Origin of the sequence: Fictibacillus gelatini DSM 15865 (assembly GCF_000430745.1) — a bacterium.
In the GTDB taxonomy this organism is placed as follows: Bacteria; Bacillota; Bacilli; order Bacillales; family Fictibacillaceae; genus Fictibacillus_A; species Fictibacillus_A gelatini.
The window spans coordinates 38,597-57,124 of record NZ_AUMP01000006.1; the positions used below are offsets into that span (position 1 = coordinate 38,597).

Annotated in this window: 21 protein-coding genes, 12 tRNA genes and 1 other annotated feature (1 of these 34 running past the window's edge); of the genes, 2 read left to right on the forward strand and 31 right to left on the reverse strand. The window is 41.2% G+C overall.

Translation table 11 applies throughout. From position 1 onward, the window contains the following. Positions 1 to 245: a sequence feature (16S ribosomal RNA rRNA prediction is too short), on the reverse strand (it extends 49 nt beyond the left edge of the window). Positions 246 to 443: 198 nt separating this feature from the next. From H538_RS0109560 to H538_RS0109620, 13 genes are all read right to left on the reverse strand, one after another. Further along, a tRNA-Ile gene (locus tag H538_RS0109560) sits at positions 444 to 520 on the reverse strand. Positions 521 to 525: 5 nt separating this feature from the next. Beyond that, positions 526 to 599, reverse strand: a tRNA-Gly gene (locus H538_RS0109565). Positions 600 to 603: 4 nt separating this feature from the next. Next, positions 604 to 680: transfer RNA gene (locus tag H538_RS0109570), tRNA-Pro, on the reverse strand. 3 nt (positions 681 to 683) lie between these two features. Then, positions 684 to 760, reverse strand: a tRNA-Arg gene (locus H538_RS0109575). Between the two features lie 44 nt (positions 761 to 804). Further along, positions 805 to 890 (reverse strand) — tRNA-Leu (locus H538_RS0109580). Between the two features lie 18 nt (positions 891 to 908). Further along, positions 909 to 992, reverse strand: a tRNA-Leu gene (locus H538_RS0109585). 55 nt (positions 993 to 1,047) lie between these two features. Then, a tRNA-Lys gene (locus H538_RS0109590) sits at positions 1,048 to 1,123 on the reverse strand. Positions 1,124 to 1,293: 170 nt separating this feature from the next. Next, positions 1,294 to 1,368: transfer RNA gene (locus tag H538_RS0109595), tRNA-Gln, on the reverse strand. 6 nt (positions 1,369 to 1,374) lie between these two features. Further along, positions 1,375 to 1,450, reverse strand: a tRNA-Asp gene (locus H538_RS0109600). Between the two features lie 30 nt (positions 1,451 to 1,480). Continuing rightward, positions 1,481 to 1,555 (reverse strand) — tRNA-Glu (locus tag H538_RS0109605). Between the two features lie 4 nt (positions 1,556 to 1,559). Then, positions 1,560 to 1,650: transfer RNA gene (locus H538_RS0109610), tRNA-Ser, on the reverse strand. Positions 1,651 to 1,657: 7 nt separating this feature from the next. After that, positions 1,658 to 1,732 (reverse strand) — tRNA-Asn (locus H538_RS0109615). 282 nt (positions 1,733 to 2,014) lie between these two features. After that, positions 2,015 to 2,485 (reverse strand): SprT family protein, encoded by a 471-nt coding sequence (locus H538_RS0109620; protein ID WP_026677411.1) that lies wholly within the window; start codon positions 2,483 to 2,485, stop codon positions 2,015 to 2,017. A 91-nt stretch (positions 2,486 to 2,576) separates the two neighbouring features. Between H538_RS0109620 and cmpA the strand changes: the two genes are divergently transcribed. After that, positions 2,577 to 2,690: a cortex morphogenetic protein CmpA gene (gene cmpA, locus H538_RS26070; RefSeq protein ID WP_154657941.1), complete on the forward strand. Its 114-nt coding sequence runs from the start codon at positions 2,577 to 2,579 to the stop codon at positions 2,688 to 2,690. A gap of 28 nt (positions 2,691 to 2,718) precedes the next feature. On the opposite strand, the gene H538_RS0109630 is transcribed toward cmpA, so the two are convergent. From H538_RS0109630 to H538_RS0109710, 17 genes are all read right to left on the reverse strand, one after another. Then, complete coding sequence (locus H538_RS0109630) at positions 2,719 to 4,902, reverse strand: Tex family protein (RefSeq protein WP_026677412.1); 2,184 nt, start codon at positions 4,900 to 4,902, stop codon at positions 2,719 to 2,721. 221 nt (positions 4,903 to 5,123) lie between these two features. After that, positions 5,124 to 5,732 (reverse strand): PP2C family serine/threonine-protein phosphatase, encoded by a 609-nt coding sequence (locus H538_RS0109635; RefSeq protein WP_026677413.1) that lies wholly within the window; start codon positions 5,730 to 5,732, stop codon positions 5,124 to 5,126. Further along, on the reverse strand, positions 5,729 to 6,520 hold the full coding sequence (sigB, locus tag H538_RS0109640; protein WP_026677414.1) for an RNA polymerase sigma factor SigB: 792 nt from the start codon (positions 6,518 to 6,520) through the stop codon (positions 5,729 to 5,731). Before sigB ends, H538_RS0109635 begins: the two co-directional genes overlap by 4 nt. Then, complete coding sequence (gene rsbW, locus H538_RS0109645; RefSeq protein ID WP_026677415.1) at positions 6,486 to 6,968, reverse strand: anti-sigma B factor RsbW; 483 nt, start codon at positions 6,966 to 6,968, stop codon at positions 6,486 to 6,488. Before rsbW ends, sigB begins: the two co-directional genes overlap by 35 nt. Then, positions 6,965 to 7,297 (reverse strand): STAS domain-containing protein, encoded by a 333-nt coding sequence (locus tag H538_RS0109650; protein WP_026677416.1) that lies wholly within the window; start codon positions 7,295 to 7,297, stop codon positions 6,965 to 6,967. Before H538_RS0109650 ends, rsbW begins: the two co-directional genes overlap by 4 nt. A gap of 64 nt (positions 7,298 to 7,361) precedes the next feature. Further along, positions 7,362 to 8,384: a PP2C family protein-serine/threonine phosphatase gene (locus H538_RS0109655; protein ID WP_035350499.1), complete on the reverse strand. Its 1,023-nt coding sequence runs from the start codon at positions 8,382 to 8,384 to the stop codon at positions 7,362 to 7,364. 11 nt (positions 8,385 to 8,395) lie between these two features. After that, positions 8,396 to 8,797: an anti-sigma regulatory factor gene (locus H538_RS0109660; RefSeq protein ID WP_026677418.1), complete on the reverse strand. Its 402-nt coding sequence runs from the start codon at positions 8,795 to 8,797 to the stop codon at positions 8,396 to 8,398. 2 nt (positions 8,798 to 8,799) lie between these two features. Continuing rightward, complete coding sequence (locus tag H538_RS0109665; protein ID WP_026677419.1) at positions 8,800 to 9,156, reverse strand: STAS domain-containing protein; 357 nt, start codon at positions 9,154 to 9,156, stop codon at positions 8,800 to 8,802. A gap of 11 nt (positions 9,157 to 9,167) precedes the next feature. Beyond that, positions 9,168 to 9,986, reverse strand: coding sequence for an STAS domain-containing protein (locus H538_RS0109670; protein WP_026677420.1), 819 nt, complete (start codon positions 9,984 to 9,986; stop codon positions 9,168 to 9,170). Between the two features lie 235 nt (positions 9,987 to 10,221). Further along, positions 10,222 to 10,572, reverse strand: a complete 351-nt coding sequence (gene ndoA / locus H538_RS0109675) for a type II toxin-antitoxin system endoribonuclease NdoA (RefSeq protein WP_026677421.1) — start codon at positions 10,570 to 10,572, stop codon at positions 10,222 to 10,224. Positions 10,573 to 10,575: 3 nt separating this feature from the next. Further along, positions 10,576 to 10,845 carry a CopG family ribbon-helix-helix protein gene (locus H538_RS0109680; RefSeq protein ID WP_211235563.1) on the reverse strand — a complete coding sequence of 90 codons (270 nt, stop codon included), beginning with the start codon at positions 10,843 to 10,845 and terminating at the stop codon, positions 10,576 to 10,578. A gap of 205 nt (positions 10,846 to 11,050) precedes the next feature. Continuing rightward, positions 11,051 to 12,184 (reverse strand): alanine racemase, encoded by a 1,134-nt coding sequence (alr, locus tag H538_RS23490; protein ID WP_035350502.1) that lies wholly within the window; start codon positions 12,182 to 12,184, stop codon positions 11,051 to 11,053. Between the two features lie 156 nt (positions 12,185 to 12,340). Continuing rightward, positions 12,341 to 13,351 (reverse strand): LolA family protein, encoded by a 1,011-nt coding sequence (locus H538_RS0109690; protein ID WP_026677423.1) that lies wholly within the window; start codon positions 13,349 to 13,351, stop codon positions 12,341 to 12,343. A 228-nt stretch (positions 13,352 to 13,579) separates the two neighbouring features. Next, positions 13,580 to 13,942, reverse strand: a complete 363-nt coding sequence (gene acpS / locus H538_RS0109695) for a holo-ACP synthase (protein ID WP_026677424.1) — start codon at positions 13,940 to 13,942, stop codon at positions 13,580 to 13,582. Between the two features lie 18 nt (positions 13,943 to 13,960). Then, on the reverse strand, positions 13,961 to 14,620 hold the full coding sequence (locus H538_RS0109700; protein WP_026677425.1) for a TetR/AcrR family transcriptional regulator: 660 nt from the start codon (positions 14,618 to 14,620) through the stop codon (positions 13,961 to 13,963). 30 nt (positions 14,621 to 14,650) lie between these two features. Continuing rightward, positions 14,651 to 15,676, reverse strand: a complete 1,026-nt coding sequence (locus tag H538_RS0109705) for an ABC transporter permease (RefSeq protein ID WP_026677426.1) — start codon at positions 15,674 to 15,676, stop codon at positions 14,651 to 14,653. Further along, positions 15,666 to 16,394 carry an ABC transporter ATP-binding protein gene (locus H538_RS0109710; RefSeq protein WP_026677427.1) on the reverse strand — a complete coding sequence of 243 codons (729 nt, stop codon included), beginning with the start codon at positions 16,392 to 16,394 and terminating at the stop codon, positions 15,666 to 15,668. Before H538_RS0109710 ends, H538_RS0109705 begins: the two co-directional genes overlap by 11 nt. 190 nt (positions 16,395 to 16,584) lie before the next feature. Here H538_RS0109710 and H538_RS0109715 point away from each other — a divergent pair, with 190 nt between their 5' ends. Then, entirely contained in the window at positions 16,585 to 17,151 is a 567-nt protein-coding gene (locus H538_RS0109715; protein WP_322786394.1) for a rhomboid family intramembrane serine protease, read from the forward strand. A gap of 175 nt (positions 17,152 to 17,326) precedes the next feature. Here the strand turns inward: H538_RS0109715 and H538_RS0109720 are convergent, their stop codons facing one another. After that, positions 17,327 to 18,415: a citrate synthase/methylcitrate synthase gene (locus H538_RS0109720; RefSeq protein ID WP_026677429.1), complete on the reverse strand. Its 1,089-nt coding sequence runs from the start codon at positions 18,413 to 18,415 to the stop codon at positions 17,327 to 17,329. Positions 18,416 to 18,528 lie beyond the last annotated feature (113 nt).

An 18,528-nucleotide genomic window follows, 5' to 3' on the forward strand; every position in this document is an offset into this window, starting at 1 on the left:
ATCGTCGCCTAGGTGAGCCGTTACCTCACCTACTAGCTAATGCGCCGCGGGCCCATCTCATAGTGTCAGCTCAAAGCCGACTTTCAAGCGCGGAGCATGCGCTCCGCTCTATTATTCGGTATTAGCACCGATTTCTCGGTGTTATCCCCATCTATGAGGCAGGTTGCCCACGTGTTACTCACCCGTCCGCCGCTAACTTCCAGAGAGCAAGCTCTCCTTCCGTCCGCTCGACTTGCATGTATTAGGCACGCCGCCAGCGTTCGTCCTGAGCCAGGATCAAACTCTCCAATAAAGTTTGTCTTGCTCAATCATTTCAAATAAGAATTGCGGGATTGTTTATCCCTGACTTACCTGGCTTTTGTTTAGTTTTCAAAGAACATTAAGAGCAACTTTTTCATCATAACAACTTAAACTTAAAATGTCAAGTGTTATTTCATGAAAAATGGTGGGCCTAAATGGACTCGAACCATCGACCTCACGCTTATCAGGCGTGCGCTCTAACCAGCTGAGCTATAGGCCCAAAATTGGAGCGGGTGATGAGAATCGAACTCACGACCAGAGCTTGGAAGGCTCTTGTTTTACCATTAAACTACACCCGCGAAATGGTCGGGAAGACAGGATTTGAACCTGCGACCCCCTGGTCCCAAACCAGGTGCTCTACCAAGCTGAGCCACTTCCCGCTATGGCGCGCCCTGAGAGATTCGAACTCCCGACCTTTTGATTCGTAGTCAAACACTCTATCCAGCTGAGCTAAGGGCGCAATATATGATTTAAGATTTATCCATTTGGATTTTATATTATCTTTGGTGCGGTCGAGAGGACTCGAACCTCCACGGGGTTGCCCCCACTAGCCCCTCAAGCTAGCGCGTCTGCCATTCCGCCACGACCGCATATAATTATTTAAAAGGTGGTGCGGGTGAAGGGACTCGAACCCCCACGTCAAAGACACTAGATCCTAAGTCTAGCGCGTCTGCCAATTCCGCCACACCCGCAATATTTGGATGTAATTGAAACGCTTAAAGTTTGGTTTAATTCATTTTAAATAAATGGTGAGCCATGAAGGACTCGAACCTTCGACCCTCTGATTAAAAGTCAGATGCTCTACCGACTGAGCTAATGGCTCATAGATAAATATTCGATGAAGACACTCATTCGATCCCCTGTCTCTTCCTCTCCCGGCAATGTTTGCCGTAGAATGAGACAACCCGAAGCGAATTCGCGCAGTTTTGCTCGCGACCGATCTTGCAACTCATTAAAAATCGCTCATTACTGAGCAAGCAATTCATAAAAAAATGGCTGGGCTAGCTGGATTCGAACCAACGCATGACGGAGTCAAAGTCCGTTGCCTTACCGCTTGGCTATAGCCCAACATCATGGCGGACCCGACCGGGATCGAACCGGCGATCTCCTGCGTGACAGGCAGGCATGTTAACCACTACACCACGGATCCAAAATATAAGCTTGTCCTAATAGAATGAAATGGTGACCCGTACGGGATTCGAACCCGTGTTACCGCCGTGAAAGGGCGGTGTCTTAACCACTTGACCAACGGGCCACTATGGCAGAGAAGAAGGGATTCGAACCCTCGCGCCGCGTTAGCGACCTACTCCCTTAGCAGGGGAGCCCCTTGAGCCACTTGGGTACTTCTCTGTGTGAATGGCTCCACAGGCAGGACTCGAACCTGCGACCGATCGGTTAACAGCCGATAGCTCTACCACTGAGCTACTGTGGAATATTTTTTCAAGACAATTAATATTGTACTCACTTCAGTTTTGTTTGTCAACTGTCTTTTTGATTTTTATTTTCGCTCTTAACGACTTGCTCCGTTAGCGACTTTTATAATCTAACATATTGATCAACCTTCCGTCAACACCTTTCTTAAAAAAAGATGAGGTTTTCTTAAAATGCACATGAATAATGGTGAAATGTAAAGAAGGGCGTTTATCCGATTATCATAATGAACGATTCGTATATGCAAAACACCCTTTGTTCTGCTTAATGATGAACAAGTTTTTCACGATTCAGTTCCGGCAAGTAATCCTTGTCTTAATGGGCCATTACACCGTCCGCATCTATACCTTGCAAGGTTTATTCTTCTTTTTCTCCTATACTTTTCATTGCAGACGGTACACATATAAAGGTATTTATACGTTTCTTTCTTTTTTTGCGACGGGAGTGCCTTACAATAACGGGATCCTCCCACTTGCTTTAATAACTCTTTGAAATCCTGGTCCTTATGTTTATATCCTTTCCCTTCAAGATGAAGATGATAATGGCAAAGCTCATGTTTAATTATCCCTATTAACTCATTCATCCCATGTTCTATATATTGCTTTGGATTAATCTCAATATCGTGTGATGACAAAAGGTATCGACCGCCTGTTGTTCGGAGCCGCTTGTTAAACCTTGCTTCGTGCCTAAAAGGCTTGTGAAAACATTCATTCGATATGTTCTTCACTAACATTTGTAATTCGCGTTGTTGCATCATCAAACTCCTTTATTTAAAGTTTTCGTTCACGTTAACAAGCATAGGTACATAAACTAAAGCACAACACATAACCTGGGAGGTGTGTTATATGCCTACATGGTTCAAAAAACAATTGCGCCGCGCCTATTATCGAAAAGACCGGTATCAAATCGTCTTGCTTAATCAATGCTGGTTTTTTTATAACCAAAAGCACTACTCATAACCAAAATTATAAGTAGTGCTTTCCGTTTTTATTTTTTCGTTTCCGGTTCAAGCATTGTCAGGGCGACGCGTCCTTTTTGAATATCAACATCGTCAACCCAGACCGTAACGACTTGTCCAACTGCTACAACGTCCATTGGATGTTTAACAAATTTACGAGCTAATTTTGAAATATGAACAAGCCCATCCTGCTTTACGCCGATGTCTACAAAAGCTCCAAAATCAACAACATTACGGACAGTTCCCTGTAGTTCCATCCCCTTTGTTAAATCTTCAAGCTTTAAGACATCGGTTTTCAACAACGGTTTCGAAAGCTCTTCACGCAAATCCCGTCCTGGTCGAGAAAGTCCGTCAATGATATCCAACAATGTCGGCTCTCCAATCTGCAATTTCTCAGCAAGAAGTTTTACGTCCGCTTTTTTAAGCTTTTCGCTTAGTTCCGGACTGCCGATGTCATTAATATCAGCTTTCATCTCTTTTAAAAGCTGCAGAGCCTCTTTATAGCTTTCCGGATGGATTGCCGTTTGATCAAGCGGTTGTTCTCCATCTATGATGCGTAAAAAGCCAATACATTGTTCGTATGTTTTAGCACCAAGCCGCGGAATGTGTTTCAACTCGGCTCTCGTTGTAAATTTACCTTTTTCTTCACGATGCTTTACGATATTTTGCGCAACAGATTTGGATAACCCGGAAACGTATTGCAAAAGAGATGGTGAAGCTGTATTGACATTTACGCCTACCTGGTTAACGGCGGTTTCAACAACGAATGTTAACGATTCATTTAGCCTTTTTTGTGAAACATCGTGCTGGTATTGACCAACTCCTACTGATTTTGGATCAATTTTCACAAGTTCTGCAAGAGGATCTTGAAGCCTTCTCGCTATGGAAATCGCGCTTCGTTCTTCAACTTGCAAATCCGGAAATTCTTCTCTTGCAACAGAAGAAGCAGAATAAACACTTGCCCCAGCTTCATTGACAATCATATACGAAACCGGCCGATCCGCTTTTTTAATCGTATCTGCAATAAATTGTTCTGTTTCCCTTGATGCCGTTCCATTTCCGATGGCAATGACATCGATGTTGTACTTTTGAATGATATCTAGAACGACTTTTTCTGATTTTTCCACTTCGGACTTCGGCGGGGTCGGATAGATGGTTACAATGTGAAGCATTTTTCCTGTTTCATCCACGACTCCAAGCTTACATCCTGTTCGATACGCGGGGTCCACTCCGAGAACGATCTTTCCTTTTAACGGTGGTTGCAAAAGGAGGTTACGCAGATTTTCTGAAAAAATGTGTATGGCTTGCTCTTCTCCTTTGTCTGTCAACTCTGCTCGAATTTCTCGTTCGATCGAAGGAGCAATCAATCGTTTATATCCGTCTGCCAGCGCCTCTTCTACAAAAGGCTTTGCCTCGGATAGAGTATTTTTAATGATTTTTTTGGACAATCTCTCCACTATTTTTTCTTCTGGCGCTTCAATCGCAACCTTCAATATGTCTTCCTTTTCACCCCGGTTCACAGCCAGGATCCGATGAGGAACGATTTTTTGGACAGGTTCCGAGTATTCATAATACATTTCATAGACACGCTTTTCGTCTGCGTCTTTATTTTTAACCGTTGTCCTGACAATTCCTTCATTATATGTAAGATGGCGTATCCATTTCCGTGTTTCCGCATCATCAGATATCCATTCAGCAATAATATCTTGGGCTCCCTTAAGAGCATCTTCAATTGTTAAAACTTCTTTTTCTTCAGATAAGTACTTTTGCGCTTCTTTTTCTACGTTGATCTGGCTTTTTTGTTCCAACAACCAGTCCGCAAGCCCCCCGAGCCCTTTTTCTTTAGCAATTGTCGCTCTTGTCCTTCGTTTCTGCTTGTATGGCCGATACAGGTCTTCGACTTCTTGAAGCTTTCCGGCTTTTTCGATCGCTGCTTTTAATTCATTCGTCAGCTTGCCTTGTTCTTCGATTAATCGTATGACCTCCTCCTTACGTTCACTTAAATTCCGGGCATAATTCCATTTATCCATGATCTCTTTAATTTGAACTTCATCCAGTCCGCCTGTCAGTTCTTTTCGATAGCGGGCGATAAATGGCACTGTATTGCCTTCATCTAACAATCCAATCACATTTTGAACTTGCTTTGCTTTTACCCCTAGCTCTTTTGCAATACTAGAAAAGGTTTCATCCGTTTTCTCGATCGTTTTCTCCAATGAAAAAGCCCCTTTCGTTCAAAGGTAAGAATTTTCAAATTGGCACCATCCCAATTTAAACCATTCTGACCTCTGGCCTCTGAATCAAAAGAAAAACGGTGTTATGTATTCTTTTGATTAATATATGTTCTCATTATACATCATGCAAGTGCCTGTATAAAAACCTGGCTTTCAAAACACAAAAAACGTTAAAGAAACAAAATTGCGTTTCCTTAACGTTTTTAACCGAATTTCATTTTGCCTATTAGGCATGTTGCGTCATCACTAAAATCTTGAACAAAATTTCCGAGGGACTGAATGGATTTCACGGGCGAATCTAAATCTCTTAAAAGATATTTATTTTTCGATTGAATGTCAAACCCGTCAGAATAAATAATAAAAGAAAGTTCATTCGATAGATCGAACTGTTGAAGGCGAAACGGAAATGGCCTTCCCGATAAAAAACCCGGCGTAGGCATTGGATATTGTATTTTGTCATTTTTCCCTGTAAAGAAAAAACGTATATTCCCAACACCCGAAAAATAAACGGTTCTTCTCTCATAATCAATTTTAAAAATCGAAAGGACGGCACCTCTCGTATTTTTCAACTTCCGATTGCTGAGATCCATCAAGTCATAAATATCTTGAAAATGGTTTTCTTTGATGATTTGAATAGCGGTTTCAGAAGCTTCTTTCGCCATCGATCCGCTCCCAAGACCATCAGCGAGCGCACAGATGAAGTATCGATCTGTTTCTTCTATAAAAAAACTATCTCCGCAATGCTCGTTTCCTTTTTTGGATGTTTGGAAAACCGCAACATCGAGTTTGTCATAGGAGTATTGTTGAATCATTTCAAAGCCTCCGACGGCTCGATTTGAATCGCTTCCCGGAGCTTCTCTAACGCTCTTCGTTGCAGGCGTGACACGTGCATTTGAGAAATATTCAATTTTTCGCCGGTTTCTTTCTGGCTTAAGTTTTCAAAATAAGTGCATTTTAAAATTTCTTGTTCGCGCTCTGATAATACTTTAAACGCCTTTTCCAACACCATTTGTTTATCGACCCGATTATACCCTTCTTCTTGGGAGCCGACTAAATCAAGAATCGTTACCGTACTGCCTTCCTGGTCTGCTTCAATCGTACTATCAACAGATAACGATTGATAACTTTTCCCCATCTCCATTGTTTCTAACACTTCTTCTTCTGTTACATCCAAATAATCAGCAATTTCTTGTATTTTTGGAGAACGTTGAAGTTTATTTGTCAGTTCTTCTACCGTCTTCCGAATCCGGGGGCCAAGCTCTTTAATTCGTCTTGGAACATGAACGCTCCACGTTTTATCGCGAATAAAGCGTTTAATCTCTCCAATAATCGTCGGGATGGCAAACGACTCAAACGAACGCCCAAAACTCGCATCATACCGGCGAAGCGCGCCCAATAATCCAATCATTCCAACTTGAACTAGATCTTCATGGATCCCTTTTCCTTTTGAAAATTTCCGGGCTAATGAATGCACAAGATCCTCATATTGATGAACCAGCTTTGTTTGGACCACATCATTTTCCGGGTCTTTTTGAAGTGCTTCAATCCATTTATAAATTTCTTCTTTATTGTGTTGGTGCTTCCGAGGTTCTGTTGACATGCTCGGACACCTCATCTCTGTGAAGATACTTCGTCATCATGACGACCACTCCAGCTTCACCACTAATTTCGACTTTGTCCATTAGTGTTTCAATTAGGAATAGGCCTAACCCTCCTTCATTTAATTGTTCAATGGACTTTCCATGAACCGGTCCAAGCGAGTTCGTAATCGTATCTAGATCAAAGCTTTTGCCATTATCCATTACCATAATTTCCAGCCGGTCCCCAAACATCGCGCAGCCAACTTTCACCTGTCCTTCCTCGGAATTGCTATAAGCATGGCTGACCGCATTCGTACATGCCTCAGAAACGGCGATCTTAATGTCTTCAATTTCATCAAAAGAAAAACCCATTCGATTGGCAATACCCGAAATGGTTAACCGTACGATTCCGACATATTCCGGTTTAGCCGGTACCGTCATCTCGATAAAATCAGAGGCTCTTTTCATCTTGCCTCCCCCTTTACCTCGTTGTCTAAATCAATCACTTCAGTTAAGCCGGTAATTTCGAACAATCGGCGGACGCGGTTTGTAGCCCCAGAAAGTTTCAACGTGCTCCCGCTTTTCTTCGTTGCTTTCATGGCGCCGACAAAAATTCCGAGGCCAGTACTGTCCATATAATTGACTTGCTGCAAATCAATGATGATTTTCTGCTCTCTTTTTTCCGTTATTGGAAATAAAACTTCTCTTAATTTAGGTGCTGTATATGCATCGATTTCCCCATTTAAAGAAATCTCGTGTGTTTCATTCGTTTGTTTATGTTGAATTTCTAAGTTCATATATTTCCCTCCAGGATATGTTTCTTAATCCGTATAAAAGCTTATTACCCTGATATCGCATTCTCTAAACTCGTTTTAAAACAATCAATGTAAAATCGTCACGAAGTTCAAATTCTTGCAATTTCTCGAGTTCATAAAATACACGGTCAACCATTTGCTGTGCAGGCAAATGCATATTTTCCCGAATTAACTCGATAATTTCCTGCCTCTCGATAAAGCCTTTTTCGGTCCGGCATTCCGTCACGCCATCTGAAAGAAGAATAATCATATCGCCCGGTTCAACCTTTTTTTCAAACTCTTTATAACTCACCGTTTTTGAGACGCCTAAAACAAGGCCTTTAGCGAACAGATCATGAAATTTATCTTCTTTTTTACTATAAAAAAAGCCTGGTTCATGACCGGCGCTCGAATAAAACAACTTATGTTTAGTAGGGTCATATACCCCATAAAACATCGTGATGAACATGCTTGGGTTAACGTTTTGCTCGACGACTCTGTTTAAATTTTCAAGCAGTAAATTCGGCTTTATGCAGTGCTGGGACAAACTATCCATCGCGTATTTAATCATCGACATTGACATCGCAGCAGGAATTCCTTTTCCGATAATGTCGGCGATTGCCATACTGAGATTCGCGCCATCGTTCATAAAATTATAATAATCACCGTTCATTTTTTTCGCCGGCACGCTAATGACCCCTATATCGAGGCCATCAAACGTCGGAGGGTCACCTAATATGAGATTTTGTTGCATTGTCGCTGCCACTTCAATTTCTGATTCAAGTTGGCGCTGGCGGGATTTTAAGCTCTGGTGTTCCCGGTAAGCAAACCCATAGCCAACCATAACTTCGAGAAGAAAATCAAACGAATCTTTCAGTTTTTCACTCATGTCAGGAAATAACTCTTGCATGACTTGAACATGTTGGCTCACTAAATCTTCGGGGGGAATTTGCTGTTCAATTAATTTTCGGCTAAATTGCTGGCCTCGATATAAAGCCGTTTCGCTTTTTTCTTTTAAATAGGTTGTTAATATCGTTTTGTAGCGTTCTTTTGTGCGATTATTACTGCCTGGATTACTGTTGTTCTTCACTTGCAACACTCCTAACGAATCCATTTCGTTGCAATGATTTCGGTTCCTACATTAACACTTGAATCAATGGAAAACTCGTCCATTAACCGTTTCACTCCCGGCAGGCCCGCTCCTAATCCTCCTGAAGTTGTATAGCCGTCTTCCATCACTTTTCGAATATCGCGTATCCCCGGACCTTTATCAGTCGCAATGATTTTCAGCCCTTTTTTACCCATTTCTTCAACCGCTTCAATACAAACTTTGCCGTGCCCTGCATACAAATAAATATTCCTGGCAAGCTCGGAGATTGCGGTTGTAATTCGTGCTTGATCAACCGTTCCGAACCCTAATTCCTTAGCCATATTTCGCCCTAACTGTCTTGCGCTTACAATATCCCACTCATTGCGCACTTCTACACAGGATTGGATGCTCATCATCACTCCTCCAGTTCCAGCCGCAATTTATCGAGTCCTTGTTCAAGGTCAAGCGCAGTGGGAACCTCTCTCATTGAAATCCCTAAATCGATCAAAGTAATCGCAACAGCAGGTTGAATCCCCGTAAGCATCACCTGTGCACCCATTAGCTTCGACATCCGAACGACATCGCCAAGTACTTTAGCTATAAAAGAATCAATCATGTCAACCGATGTTAAATCAATGACAACACCTTTTGCTCCTGTATCGTGAATCCGCTTAAGCAAATCTTCCTGAAATTGCAATGCGGTTTGATCATCAAGTTCAACTTGAATGGAAATTAGCAAGTATTCATGCATTTTTAAAATAGGAATTCGCATTGATATCACCCCTATTTCTTTAGTAACTGTTGATTGGTTATTTCTAAAGCATGTTCGATTCCTTTTAAAAGCGTACTTTTGGTTGGGAAATAGCTTAAATCAATTCCTAAGCTAATGATCGTTTGGGCAATTTCCGGACGAATCCCGACAAGAATGCATGTCGCTCCAAGAAGGCGAACGGCATCTGCAGCTTGAATGATATGGTGGGCGACCATTGTATCTACAACCGGAACACCGGTAATATCGATAAGAACGACTAAAGAGCGGTTTTTAATGACTCCATCGAGCAAGTTTTCCATAATTAACTTTGCTCGCTCGGTATCAATCGTACCGATTAAAGGCATAACTGTAATGTTTTCAAGAACGGGAATAACTGGCGCGGATAATTCCATTAACGCTGTTTTCTGTGCGGAAACCGTCTTTTCCCAGAAAAGCGAAGATTCCTCTACCACTTCATTGAGCAAAGGGTCGATTAAACGATCGACATGCTGATAAATATCTATCGCTTTTTCTTTCTTCACATCTTCTTGTAAAAGAACGTCCAAAATGACACGCCGGAACGTTTGCAATCCTTGAGTCAAAAATTTAAGCGGCATATTCAGCTGCAATACTTTATCAAAAAAGCGGTGGAGTGTTTGATCTTTTTCAATATCATTTTGATTGATATACCGGATCATCATATCTAAAAACTCTTCATTTAATTGTTCGAACATATCGGGGGTTATTTTGGAGGAAATACATAGATTTTTTAAAGTACTGAGTTCATTTTTCCATTTTTGCGCAATCACATCTCGCTTATTTGAACTAATATCATTAATCATGTTACGCATGAATTTGCAACCTCCATAAGACAATAGTAGCCTAATGTTATTATTTCATGTTCGCCAATTTCTTGCAATCTTTTGAATACAACTGACGATTTTTGTTATGTAATCGTAATCGTCAGTACAATCATTGCACCGCAAATTTTATCCAGGACGTCAAATCAGAAACAGCGAAAAAACGGATTCTCTGAAAATAAATAAAACCGAAGCGGAAAGATTCATTTCCGCTTCGGTTGTTCGTTTAAAAGTCAATAAGGCCAAGACTGATTTGCAACGCTTCGTCTACTCTGCGCATCATATCCTCATCAAGATGCGTGATCTTATCCGTTAACCGTTGCTTATCAATGGTCCGGATTTGTTCAAGCAATATAACCGAATCACGTTCAAAACCGTATTTCTTTGCATCGATTTCAACATGTGTCGGCAGTTTCGCTTTTTGAATTTGAGCGGTAATGGCCGCAACAATAACAGTGGGACTAAATCGATTTCCGATATCGTTTTGGATTACCAGGACGGGCCTTATTCCTCCTTGCTCAGAGCCAACCACAGGGGATAGGTCTGCAAAATAAACGTCACCACGTTTAACAATCAATTATTACACCCCGCTCACTAAGCGGCCTACCGTATGATTAGCTTCCTCCTCTAAAAGAAAGGCTTCTGATGCGATGTTTAGATTGATTTTCGCCATCTCCATATAACCCTGTCTCATAGATTCGCGAATATGACGCTTCTTCCGTTCACGCAAATACATTTTTGTTGCTTGATGGATAAACTCGCTGCGGTCCAAATTTTCGCTTTTAATAATACGGTCTACCTCACTCACAATTTGTTGGGGTAGATTAATAACAATTCTTTTTGTGTTCATTAATTCGGACACACCCTACACCTCCAGCGCAAAGCTTGCTACGATCAGATTCATTTTTCAACTCATATAATATTACCATTAGGTATGAGCCAATGCAAAGTGATTTTCTAAACTAATTATTCTTCAACTTTTTTAATACTCCTTCTAATATTCTGCTAAAAATTTTAAATTACATTCATATTTTCTAAAATTCGACCTGTCTTTTTTACATTTTTTTATATATGCGCGGAACTCTTGCCGTTATTAGACAGGGAATTTCATAGTTGATTGTACCTATTTGTTTTGCAAGTGAGTCGATGGTGATCTCCTCTTTCCCCTGCCGTCCGATCATTGTCACGAGTTCACCGATCTTCATCTCATAAGGCAGGCGGACCATGCATTGATCCATGCAAATTCGGCCGACGATCGGCACTTTCACGCCACCCACAATAACATGCCCGCCCTCGGCATAACGTCTCATCCATCCATCAGCATAACCGATTGGTATCGTACCAATCCATTCTTCACCTTTAGCTGTATAGGTGGCACCGTAACTAACCGTGTCTCCAGCTTGAATTTTTTTTACATGTATAAGCCGGGAATGAAGGCTGAAGGCTTCTTTCAAGGAGACCGGAAGCACCTTCTTTAACTCAGGCGAAGGGGACAAACCGTACATCGCAATCCCAACGCGGAAAAGGTTAAAAGGAGCCTCCGGGAAGCGAAGCGTTGCTGCACTGTTCGCACAATGTACAAACGCCGGTTCAACTCCCCATTCTTTTAGCCAGCCAACCATCTCCCTGAATTTCGTCAATTGCTGTTCAACTAATGGAGAATCCAGTTCATCCGCAGTTGCAAAGTGCGTAAATATGCCTTCAATGATAAGCTTATCGTTTGGCATAAGAAGATCAATTAATTGTTTCACTTCTTCTATTTCACGTAGACCAATTCTTCCCATGCCCGTATCCAATTTAATATGAACATTTATACGATTATCTGAAGGAAGGTGTTCGAGCGCTTCTCTCACCCACTCCGATTGAAAAACAGTAAGGGAAATTTGATAGTTGCTTGCAATCGCTACGTCCTGGGGCCGCACTCTGCCGAGAACAAGTATCGGGGCTTTTATCCCGGCTTCCCGTAAACTAATCGCTTCATCCAAAAGCGCAACCCCGAGAAAGCTTGCCCCGGCTTCAAGCGCCCGTTTAGCAACTTCCACGGCACCATGGCCATATCCATTGGCTTTTACAACCGCCATAACGTGTGCTTTTGGGGTGAGTATTGCTTTGATAGAACGAATATTATGTTCGATACATGTGAGGTCAATTTCAGCCCATGTATCCCTATAAAACTTCTGCTCATTCACTCTTATCTCTCCCTCACATCTCAACACTTACATATATATCTTAAAGTGATAAGAACTATTCCATTCATTTTATTTTACCTTATGAAATAAGAAATGTGGAAGGGATTTGTTTTTTTTCGCTCAAACATAAGTAAGAAAAACGCAAACGCGTTTTTCTTACTTGGAAACATGTTCATAAACGGAACGGGCAATCGATATTAATTCTTCTTGTTTTAATGTTGTCGATGCAAGAAAATAATCGATGCCGTTATGTGTCCATGAAATCGAATTGGTGTCCATTGCCCCAATCGTAAATCCGAGATCAACCGGTTCGCCTTCAGGAATGGATACATGCTGTTGTGTCGGTACAACATCGACTTTTTGCTCAATAAGAGTAAACGATTTCTTTTCATTTTCATCGCTATAGGATAGAACGACTTTAGAGCCTTCTTCGGTTTTAACCGTTTTTTCCTTTTGAGCCTTAAGTCCAAGCGTATCATTTGGATAAACGGTCTCCATCGGTTTTGAATCTTCTCCAAGCGTTGGCAATTCCAATTGTGCTCCCGTCATATTCGTTTGCATATCGAATGCGTTTTTATCAAACTTCGGATCGAATTGAACATTTGTAAAGTCGAGCTTTACAATTTCATGTTCATCCTTATCCATGACGCGAACTTGTTTGGGGCTTAAATCTTTTGAGATCGTAATTTCCTGTTGGTACAAGTTTTTGTTTTGATAATGTGTTTTCGTATGGAACACATACGAGTCTTCTTTCTTTTTAAAACTTCTCGTGGAATCGTTTAAAATGTCAGATACGAGCGATTCTACTAAATAAATTTGGCTGTTATTTTCCGGCCAGTCACTGTCAAAACGAAAGCTTTTGTTTAAAGCTGGGGTCAGCACAAACACACCGTCTTTGTTTCTAAGAATCATTTGACTCTGGTCTTTTTTAGCGTTCTTCAGATTGACCCGATAAAAGTTCGGCTTTTTATACCAGATCTCGAGTGAATACTTGACAGGCTTTTCTCCCGTTTGGAGCGTCATCGTTGCATTCGCTTTATACCCGCTCATCTTATCGATTTTTTTGCTTAATGATTGAACGACATCGTCCTGACTTTTCGCTCCGCACCCCGCCAATGCGAATATGAATAGCAACGCCATCAACGCAATTGACAGTGTCTTCTTCATTTTCCCATCCCCTTTGTCCCATATTTTCGACAAAGAAGGGTTTCTATTTCTCGCAACCTTGATGAACAGCTCACATCATTTGAAGATATTGTTCTTTCGATTCGAACATTTCTTCAGTTTGAGTCCTAACGTTGACTCACTAAACTTGAAACTGTCATTTTTAAGCGCGATACATAGCCCCTCCTGACCGCATTACAATATATGAGACCAGATGGGACAATATGCAGACTAGCATGACAGGCTTTCTAAAATTACTTGCGCTACCGCAAAGTCCTTTGAATGAGAGATCGATAAATGCGCGACGTACTCGTTTTCAGGACGGCTAACGATCGGTTTTCCGTTCTCATCTTTTGCAATTTCAATATCACGAAAGCTAAGATCCTTTCCGATGCCGGTTCCTAATGCTTTTGAATAAGCTTCCTTGGCAGCAAAACGGCCAGCGAGAAATTCCGCTTGCCGATGACCGGATAAGCCGTGAAAGTCTTTCAGCTCCCGATCCGTTAATATCCGATCCGCAAAGCGGGGCTGTTTTTCATATGTTTTTTTGACGCGGGAAATCTCAACAATATCAATTCCTGTTCCAATGATCATCAACATGTCCTCTTTCTTTTAAAATGATTGTTTCGCTCCTAATCCGTGCATAATAAATGCGATCGTTCGCTCTATCTCTTTTTCATCATCCCACCTGGCATCAGGCAGAAGAATATATTTCGCCAATAAATAGCCGACAATGCTTGATGCCGTTAATCGAATGACGGAATTAGACGGCATATCGATAAGTTCGCCTTTTTTTTGGAAGTGTTCGACAACCCGTTTGAAGCGCTCATACAATTTTTTTGCAATATGTTCCATGAAAAGTTCTTTTAACTCAGGATGAAATGGGATTTCCTGCAACAAAATCTTTAACACAGGCAAATTATTTTTAATAAATTCACGGCGGTTTTCAATCATTGCCCGTAAAAAGTCTTCAAAATGGTCAAAATCCTTTTTTAACACTTTATCTACATCTCGAATGATAAACGGAGCAATTAATTTTGCCATTATCGGGCCGACAATCGAGATGAGCAATTCCTTTTTTGTTTTATAATGGCGGAAAATGGTTCCTTCCGCTACCCCCGCTCGTTTTGCAATTTCACTCGTTGACGAAGCGGAGTATCCTTTTTCCGAAAAAATTTCAATGGCAGCGGCAATAATTTTTTTTTGCTTATCCGTCAGCTTTTCCTCATCTTTTACTTGCAAAATCTCAGCGAGCCATTCTTGATCTTTCATAAGTATCTCCTTCAAAAAAATTCTTTCCTATTATATCCGTCTATGCTTTTTAAGCGCCACAACGTTTAATAGCATAAACAAAAGTGAGAATCCGATAAGCATGCAAATATCCGTGGCAATTCCACTCCAGCCTTTCCCTCGAATCATTACATCGCGCAGGGCATCGGCAGCATAATATAGCGGGGTTAATGGACCAATCCAACGAACCCATGGGGAAATCGTCTCCAGATTGAACAACCCGGAAAAAAAGATTTGCGGGACGACGACAAGCGGAATAAATTGCATCATTTGCAATTCATTGTTCGCAAAAGATGACAATAGCGTCCCAAGCGTCAATGCCGTCAAAGATAAAAGCAAGGTGATGATCAACACATAAATAAATGAGCCATTCATAAGCATATCGAGAACATAAATCGCATAAGAAGCAATAATCGCTGATTGAAAAGTTGTAAACACGCCAAAGCCTATTACATATCCGATAACGATTTCCCACCGTTTTAAAGGACTAGCCATCAGCCTTTCAAGCGTTCCTCTTGTCCGTTCTCTTAGGAAGGCAACACCTGCGATGAGAAACACGAAGAAAAAAGCAAAAAACCCAAGCAACACAGGCCCAAAGTTATCAAATGAACTCATGTCTTTTGATCCATAAAGATACGAAATACTTAGCTTTGCTTGCGTTTTTTCTGGACTTAGTTCTTTCATCGTTTCTTGAATCTTGTTGATGGTTTCCTTATTAACCGTTGGATCACTTCCTTCTAATTTGATCTGAAGTTCTCGATTGGAATGAGAGATGACGGCATCTAATTTTCCTTCTTTCAACTCTACCATCGCGTCCTTATACGGCAGTGTTTTAAGTTTAACATCATTTTCGTTCAACTTTGCAATGAAGGAAGATGGCAAATCTATAGCTGCGATGGATGGTTTATAATCTTTTCCATTAAAAACGAGCCAGAGCATTGTTAAAATTAAAAGGGGTGCCAATAGCATTAAAGCGAGCGTTCGTTTATCGCGGAAAAATTGTTGTAAAATACGGATAACGATGGCCCTAATTCGCATGGCCCGCACCTCCGTAGAACAAAAATGCTTCTTCGATTGTCGATGAATTCGTTTCACGCTTCAGCTGGCCCGGCTCTCCGGTAGCAATCATTTCCCCATCCCGAATAAGGCCTAGACGATCACACCGTTCAGCTTCGTCCATGACATGGGTCGTTACCAAAATGGCCGTCCCATTGTCACGCAACGATTCAAATTTATCCCAAATGGCTTTACGCAATACCGGGTCAATCCCGACGGTCGGTTCGTCCAAAATCAATAGTTTCGGTTCGTGCAGGAGAGCGATCGCAAGTGACAATCTTCTTTTCATCCCGCCAGAGTAGTCCTTTACCATTTTTTTAAGGTCCGATTTTAAACTGACCATTTCCATCACTTCAACAATCCGTTTTTGCCGTTTCGCTTGATTTAAACCATATAGCGATGCGAAAAACTCCAAATTTTCCTTCGCCGTTAATTCTTCATAGAGTGCATCAGCCTGCGCCATATAACCAATCTGGCCCATCAACTTTAAATTCGGCATTCCCTCGCCAAAAACTGAAACCGTTCCTGATGATGGTGCATCAATCCCCGCAATCATTTTCACGAGCGTCGTTTTTCCCGAACCGGATGGACCTAATAAACCAAAGATTTCAGGCCTCCCCATTGTTAATGACAGGTCATTTAAAACGACATGATCACCAAAATGTTTTGAAACATTTTGAACAGCAACAATCCCCTCCACGGTATCTACTCCCCTTCCCAAAATGAGTGATTACTCACTTCGATAATAACATAAGGTAAGTTGTGTGAAAAGTGAATCATCAGAAGGGGTTACCAAATGATTCCTTGATTGTATTTATGTTAAAATAGATTTACCTATATTAACGGTGGTGATTACGATTTTTTTACGAAATGAGGATTTTCGAACCTTTTTGCGGCTTTATCCGATTGTCTCAATGATTGTCGCAATTCAACTCATTGTTTTTCTTCTTATAAATTTCGGTCCATACCAATATTCACTGTTTCACCTGATGGCCGGTTCGAACTATTACATACGTGAAGGGGAATATTGGCGTTTTGTTACACCGATTTTCACCCATCAAGGATTTTTGCATTTACTGTTTAACTCGTTTTCTCTTGTTTTATTTGCCCCGGCACTTGAGCGGATTTTAGGCAAGGTAAAATTTTTGATCGGCTATTTAGGCGCCGGAATTATTGCAGACATTGCAACTTATCTTATGCTGCCGCTTGATTATGTTCATATCGGAGCTTCGGGCGCCATTTTTGGCTTGTTCGGAATTTACCTTTATTTAATGTACAGCCGAAAAGAATATTTTAGCCGTGCCGATTCACAAATTTTGCTTATTTTCCTTATCATTAATTTAGGGTCAACATTCATTAGTAATGAAAGCATCAATGTTCTTGGCCACCTTTTCGGGCTTGTCGGAGGAGCCGCTCTTGCTCCTCTCCTTATGGCTTTGGTTCCACGCCGGCGCTAAAGATCAATTAAAATTCGCTTCATTACTCTTTGGCTGAATGATGCTTGAATTTGGCTGAATTATTTCTAAAATCGGCTGAATTAATGCGAGTTAGAACTTTGTTTCTACAAATAAAAAAGAGTGTGGAAGAAAACATAGTGTTTTTCCACACTCTGAAAGCGTAACGTTTCTGTTTTTACTCGGGCATACGGCCAATATATTCTGATTGTGGTCTGAAAATACGGTTGTTCATGTTTTGCTCGAGAACATGTGCCGTCCATCCGACCATTCGGCTAGCGGTGAATACAGAAGTAAAGATTTCTCTTGGGATTTGCACCGCCCGCAAGATAGCGGCAGCAAAAAACTCAACATTCGTATAGATCCTTCTTCCCGGTTTGTATTCATTTAAAAGTTCAATCGCTTTCTTTTCCACGTAGTTGGCAAGGTCAAACCACTCATCTTCTTTTACGAGGTTTCCTGTAATCTCCTGCAATGCTTCGGCGCGTGGATCTCTTGTTTTATAGACACGGTGGCCAAACCCCATTAATTTTTCTCCACGTTCAAGTACAGACCGAATCCATTTTTCAGCGTGTTCTTTTGAACCAACTTCATCAAGCATGTCCATGACTTCTGACGGTGCCCCGCCATGCAGTGGTCCTTTCATCGCTCCGATCGCGCCCGTTATAGCTGAAACCATATCCGATTGAGTGGATGCAATGACTCTTGCTGTGAAAGTTGAAGCATTCATTCCATGTTCCATTGTTAGCACTAAATAAGCAGTTAACGCTTTAACATGTGCTTTCGATGGAATTTTCCCTGTCAGCATATATAGGAAGTTTTCCACATGGTTTAAGTTTTGATCAGGCATTACAATAGATTGTCCATTTTGATTACGATAACGTATGGCAATGATACTTGGTACGATGCTTGTTAATGCAACTGCTTGATCGATGTCAGACGGCCAGCCAAACTTATCATCACCTAAAGAAGATAGAACGGTTCTTAATACAGCCATCATGTCCATTGAAGAAGGGAGATTTTTTATAAGTGAAATGGTGTCGAGAGAGAGAGTGCGCGTGCGCTGAAACTTTGCCTTGAGAAACTGAAGTTCTTCTTTTTCCGGTAGCCTGTCATTCCATAGTAAAAACGCGACTTCTTCAAAACTATAGTGTAGCGCTAAATCCTTTGCCCAATACCCTCGATAAACGAGATGGCCTTTTTCCCCATCGACGAGACTAATGTTGGTTTCAGCAGCTACAATTCCTTCCAATCCGGCAACAACCATATTTCATTCCCCTTTCAAAATTGTCATAGTTTTATGATACACTTCAATTATCATCATATCTAATAGTTAATTCTCTTATTATTAATCATCATTCATAATTGATCAGGAGGAAT